General features: G+C 60.4%; 5 protein-coding genes. All 5 read right to left on the bottom strand.

Annotated features, from left to right (window positions below; all coding sequences use genetic code 11):
* Positions 1 to 199: 199 nt before the first annotated feature.
* The 5 genes from ABUH87_RS00105 to ABUH87_RS00085 all read right to left on the bottom strand — a co-directional run bounded on the left by ABUH87_RS00105 (position 200) and on the right by ABUH87_RS00085 (position 5,264).
* Positions 200 to 1,729 carry an N-acetylneuraminate synthase family protein gene (locus ABUH87_RS00105; protein WP_367767678.1) on the bottom strand — a complete coding sequence of 510 codons (1,530 nt, stop codon included), beginning with the start codon at positions 1,727 to 1,729 and terminating at the stop codon, positions 200 to 202.
* On the bottom strand, positions 1,656 to 2,372 hold the full coding sequence (locus ABUH87_RS00100) for an inositol monophosphatase family protein (RefSeq protein WP_367767676.1): 717 nt from the start codon (positions 2,370 to 2,372) through the stop codon (positions 1,656 to 1,658). The genes ABUH87_RS00105 and ABUH87_RS00100 overlap by 74 nt, the downstream gene beginning before the upstream one ends.
* Positions 2,373 to 2,480: 108 nt before the next feature.
* Positions 2,481 to 3,227: a 3-deoxy-manno-octulosonate cytidylyltransferase gene (locus ABUH87_RS00095; protein WP_367767673.1), complete on the bottom strand. Its 747-nt coding sequence runs from the start codon at positions 3,225 to 3,227 to the stop codon at positions 2,481 to 2,483.
* Positions 3,217 to 4,086, bottom strand: a complete 870-nt coding sequence (locus ABUH87_RS18385) for a CatB-related O-acetyltransferase (RefSeq protein ID WP_419956643.1) — start codon at positions 4,084 to 4,086, stop codon at positions 3,217 to 3,219. The genes ABUH87_RS00095 and ABUH87_RS18385 overlap by 11 nt, the downstream gene beginning before the upstream one ends.
* A complete protein-coding gene (locus ABUH87_RS00085; protein ID WP_367767671.1) occupies positions 4,083 to 5,264 on the bottom strand; it encodes a hypothetical protein in 1,182 nt (393 codons plus the stop codon). Before ABUH87_RS00085 ends, ABUH87_RS18385 begins: the two co-directional genes overlap by 4 nt.
* Positions 5,265 to 5,534 lie beyond the last annotated feature (270 nt).

Genomic DNA, 5,534 nt, shown 5'->3' with positions numbered 1-5,534 from the left:
AGTAGCCGAACGGACTGGCAGGCTTGCGAGGACGGGGCATCGAACCGCCGTACCCTGCCCTTGTTACCAGCCGGTGCACTTGGTTTGACAGTGCCGGGAAGGCTAATTCAGCTTAGATTTACGAGACCTCGCGCCTCCCACTCTCTTCGTCGATCTGCACAGTTGTTGGTCCGGTCCCCCCGTCGGAGGCGCTTGCCGGTCACGCCGCTACACGAAGATATTTATGGTGCTCGCTTGCGTTGACCTTCTTAGTCCCGCAGCCAACCATTTCCTCGGCCTCCCTGAGCTTTGACACGAACTCCCGAAAATCGGGCTTTGTCAGATCGACGGCAACGGCATCGAAATGTGCCCAGTTGGTGTTGCCCAGCTTCACATGCTTCTCGATCATCCGTCCTCCGGCAGCGATCGCCAAGGCGGAAGCGAGCCAGCCGAAGTCGTGGCTTGAATAGCCGGAAACAATCCGCGGATTCTTCTGGGCCAAAGCGTGGTAATGGCGCACGACCGCGATGTTGCAATCAGCGGTCGGCGTTGGATAGGCAGAGTTGCACTGCAGCAGGTACAGCTTCTTGCAATTGACAAAGTTGCCAAGCAGCCATTCCTCGTAGTCGGCCCCGGTCATCCCCGTCGAAAGAACCACCGACTCGCGATAGTTGCGAGCGACGTATCCCAGATAATCGCGGTGCTCCGAAATAGTGCTCGGCAGTTTCACGATCTTGGGATCGAATTGCAGCATGAACTCGAATGACGGGCGGTCGAGTACGGACGCAAACCAGCGGATGCCGACTTCGCGGCAGAGCGAGTCCATGAACGCGAAATCGTCGCGGTCCAGTTCCAGCTGGCGCCGGTAATCGCCGAAAGTCTTCCCAAAAGGCGACACGTAAGCCGATGCGAGTTGCTCAGCCGTGTAGAAGCTCTCGACGTCCCGCTTCTGAACCTTGACGTAATCGGCACCTGCTGCTCGTGCGGCGCGGATCATTCGCTCCAGTCGGTTCCGATCACCGAAGTGATTGGTGGTAAGCTCCGCTGTGATTTCTACCCCCGGCGACCGCCCCGACGGCTTTGGTGTGCAGGACACATAGAAGCGCTGATTGAGGCTCTCAGGGGTAATCTGCGAGAATGAGCGCTCGCCAACGTGGATGACATCCAGGTCTGATTCCTTGAGCATATACAACGCATTGAGAAAGAAGAATTCCTGCATGCTGATGCGGAAGAAGCGATCGGCGCTGCTGCCGGGCGCATAGTCGTGCTCGATCGCTTCCGACGCGCCCGACTCTGGCAGGAAGTCGAAACCCACCATATAAACGGTCTGGGGGCGGCCGCGTGCCTTGGCGACCTGCCGGGCCAGGTTGAGAGCGGAGATAAAAAGTACCTCCTCGATGACGAAGCTGCCTGAAAGAAAGCGCTGCATGAGCAGGTCGCTTTGATCGTTGCGCAAGGGCATGAACGGAGCACGCAGCACCTCCCGACCTGCCGGTGCGAAGTCGGTCGACGTCACGTACATCCGTGACCGCAGGCCATTGGCGATCAACGCTTCTTTGACCCATGCCGCGTGAAACAGCGTGATGTCGGCAGGGGCAATTCGTTCCGCGTCGTTGACAGCGATCACCAGCGAGCCGGCAAATGCATCGGGAGAGATGGCGTCGACCGAGGGCCCCTTACCCAGAATGAAGATCGTATCGGTGCCGTATATCGACGCGATATCGGCGATCCGGCTCGAGAAATGATCCATCAAATTGCACTCCGTCGATCGACACGTCGCACCCGTGCTCACGTGCGAGCATCAGCCCCGCCAGAAGGTCCCAAGAACACGCGCCCTTGGGATTGACGAAGCGGGCCAGCGCACCGCGAACGACGTTGAACACATTATAGACGGCGCATCCGAAGATGCGGGCTTCGCCCCCTTCCGAAATTCCGCCAATGATCTCCGGCACGATCGAGGAGGAGTAGCCGGTGATCCGGGAGCGAACCCGCCGGATCGGGCGTCCCGTCATCATGTGCTCGGCGAGTTCCGGTAGCATCAGCAGGCTGCCGGCATGCTGCCGTCCGCGCCAGATACTGAGCGACACGCCCCACTCCTTCAGGCCTGAGCAGAAATTTTCAGTTCCGTCGATAGGATCGAGAACGGCAACCCAGCCGTTGTTGCCGTCTGCTGTAGCGAGCCCGTCGAAAGTCTCTTCGCCGATCACGACAAGCCCGGGTAGCCGCTCCGCCAGCCAGGACGTGAGCTTGTCCTCCAGAAATATATCCGCCTGCGTAACGGGGCTCCCGTCAGCCTTCAACGTGATGTCGTAGCGACGGGCCTCAAGCAGCGGCAGTGCGTCGTTGACCAAAGCGCGGACGCCATCCAGCAACGCGGCAATATCATGGCTCATGAGTTCGTCTCCGTCTTGTCTAGCCGCATGAGCAATCAAAGCGGCGGCCGCACTCACCGCTGCGCTCTTGCAGGTCAGTCGCGGTTCTCGGCGTGCTACGATAGCAACTCAGACCGCCTTGGGCGCTTTCATGCGCGCGAGCACGGCTTCGGCTCGAGCGACATCTCCTGGCCGATCGACTGGAATCGACTGGTTGCTCATCCGGATCACGTGCACAGTGCGCCCGAGTTCGAGGAACCGGAGCATCTCGTGGTCCTCGATGGCCTCCAACTCGGATTTGCCGCCCACTCTCGCGAAGGCAGCCAGCGCTTCGCCGGGATAGGCATGAAGGCAGATCTGGCGATAGCCGATACTGAATTCGCCGGATCGAGTGGCTGGTACGGGGGCACGGCCAATGTAGATCAGCGCGCCGCCTCGCCCGAATAGCAGTTTGCAACAATTCGGGTCGCGCCATTCTGCTTCACCGCTTAGGTCACAGTAGCCGATGATCGTCCGATCGCGGTGCTCGCGTGCGGCATCGATCAGCAGGCGGATGTCGGCCGGGTTGCATACCGGCTCATCGCCTTGGACGTTGATGTACGTCTTCGCGGCGATCCGCTGCGCGACCTCGGCGACACGGTCTCCGCCAGTGGGATGATCGGACGCTGTCATCTCGCAGCGGATGTCGTTTGTGCGGCAGACCTCAGCGATGCGATCATCGTCGGTCGCGACCACAATCTGGTCGCGCGGAAGAGCTTCAAGACACCGGGCATGAGTCTGCACGATCATCGGCAGTCCGCCGATTTGGATCAGTGGCTTACCAGGCAGGCGCGTCGAGTTATAACGGGCAGGAATTACGATCAGTTCATCCAGCATATATCGGCCCCTCTGCATCTGAACGGCTAGATGCGCTTTCTGCGGGATCTGCGAGGGACGCGAACAAGGCGGCAAGATCAATCCGTTCCGGCGACCAGGGCAAGAGGGTTCCGGCGGCAGCCCGATCTTCGACCCCGTCTAGGAAGCCCTCCGGATCGGCCACGTTGAGACCCGCGAAGTCAGCGACGTGGTAGCGCCACCACGCGACCCGCTGGATTCGCTCCACCGTCGCCTCATCGAATCGATACCGGATCACCCTTGCCGGATTGCCACCGACGATCGCGAACGGCGGAACATCGCGGATAACGACGGAGCCTGCCGCGATTACTGCGCCGTCCCCCACCGTCACCCCCTGTTGGATGAGCACATCCTGACCGATCCATACATCATGGCCGAGCGTCACTGGTCCGCGTTCCGGTTCGAAGGCCGCCGGCTCCGGAGCGCGGCCGACCCGCTCTCGAATGCCGCGCGCATAATGCTCACGGAAAGTGAACAAGTGCGTGCTGATGTGGTGCATGGGATGTGCAATGCCGAGAACGCTGACATTCCATGATATGCTGCAGTAGCGGCCTACCCGGGTTGCCTGCGGCAAGATTGATCGCGAGTAGCTAAACGCACGGCAGTTCCAAAAGCCGCCATTCTCCAGCGTTGCGAATGGTTCTACATGCACCGGCACCGAGAGGCGGATCTGGGTTCCCAACGGGATCACATCGCGAATGCGATTATGGTGGGAGAGATAGATCGCGCGTTCGTCCAGAGCGGCTTGCATGCGTTCGTTGAACCGCACGTTAACTGGATAGCTCACGACGTCGAGATCGGCAGTGGCGCCAGTAACGCCCACCTGATGCACCGTATTCATGCGGCGGCACTCAGGATATGCTCGCCCGACGCGAGGCTGGCCTGCCCCGCCACGAGCCTTTCCGCCGCAAACGGACGCTGCAGGCGGTCCAGAAGCTCCGCCGCCGTGGCTGCGGACGGGTCGATCAGTTCATGGAGCGCATGAAATCCGAACCAGGTGCGTACGTCGGCGCGGCTCGCGACCGGCGCTGTACCGGTACGGACACCGTCCAGGAAGGAAACAAGGGTGTCTGCAGTGCAAAGCCATGGCGCCGTCGGCCGGCGCGCCAGACGGAGCGTCGGCGTCCCGAAGAATGCGCCGGCATAGATCGCCTTTGAATTTTGCACGATCAGACCATCGCAGTGCTTGATCAGAATGTTGGTGATCACGCCATTACCAATGCTGTTGTCGATCAAGGTGGCGCGGCCGTTAAGCGCGCTTATGATGTCGAGCACCTCGCGATTGTCGACGTACAGATGATTGAGAGGGTGATCGGTAATCGCCAAGACAAAGTCGTCGTTCATCGTGGCCGCAATATGCTCGATCAGATCGGTGTTGCGTTGGAAACCATGATGGATGCTGTAGAAGTTTTCCTGATGCGAATACTCCAGCGGAAGGACCAGCACTTTCCGATCTGCGGGAAGTCCGAGCTTGGTAAGGGCATGCTCGCGCGGTGCCACGAACGCCCGGGCTTGGGCGAAGAGATCGTTCAGACTTGACCAGGCCTCACCGAATCCCGCGTCGATCTGCAGGCGCTCGGCCGCGGAAAGTTCCGGCATGGCGCCATGGTGCCAAAGGTCACGCTGGAAGATGACCCAGTGATTGGGGATGGGCAGCGGAGGAGCCCCCGCTTCCATGATCGACACGACCGTGCCGGGAAAGGAGGCCGGAGTCACGGCGTCGGCACTACGGCAGATCGTGTAGTCGGGCGCGATCACATGCACGAAGTCGAGCAGGGCTTGCCGGTCGCTCGGGACGGTGCGGAGGGACTCGTGAGTGTCGCCATCGACGATGTGCCAGCGCACATCGGGAAGCCGGGCGGCGTTACCCAACTGGTCAGGGCCGACGCCTGTATTGCACCAGAGCGGCGGCGCCAGAACGTGCACCTCGGCGGCACCAGCGAGTTTCTCGATCAGGTGAACGACGATGTTGTCGAACCACCACGGCGTGACCGTGGGAAGGTAGAACAAGATTCTCATCGGTGAGATCCGAGGCGCTTCATTTATCATTTGTAGACGGTCTGTGGAGGGCGCGGCCGTCTGATCGGATTTTCGCCGACGCGAGAGCTCCATTCTCCTGGTTTCGCTGCCTATCCCAAGCTAGAGTGACAGCAGATTTTCACATTCGCGCCCGTTCTCTGCCACTTGACGCCTAATGAGACCTGTGCGCGGGTGGGCGTAGACAGGTGCGATGAATGCTGATTCTATGCGCTTTCCCAGGAGGAGAGCAGGCGATGGCGCATCGTTCGA

Source organism: Novosphingobium rhizovicinum (assembly GCF_040813635.1).
Taxonomy (GTDB): Bacteria; Pseudomonadota; Alphaproteobacteria; order Sphingomonadales; family Sphingomonadaceae; genus Novosphingobium; species Novosphingobium rhizovicinum.
The sequence above is the reverse complement of the archived record's forward strand: the minus strand, read 5'-3'. Positions and strand labels throughout refer to the sequence as shown.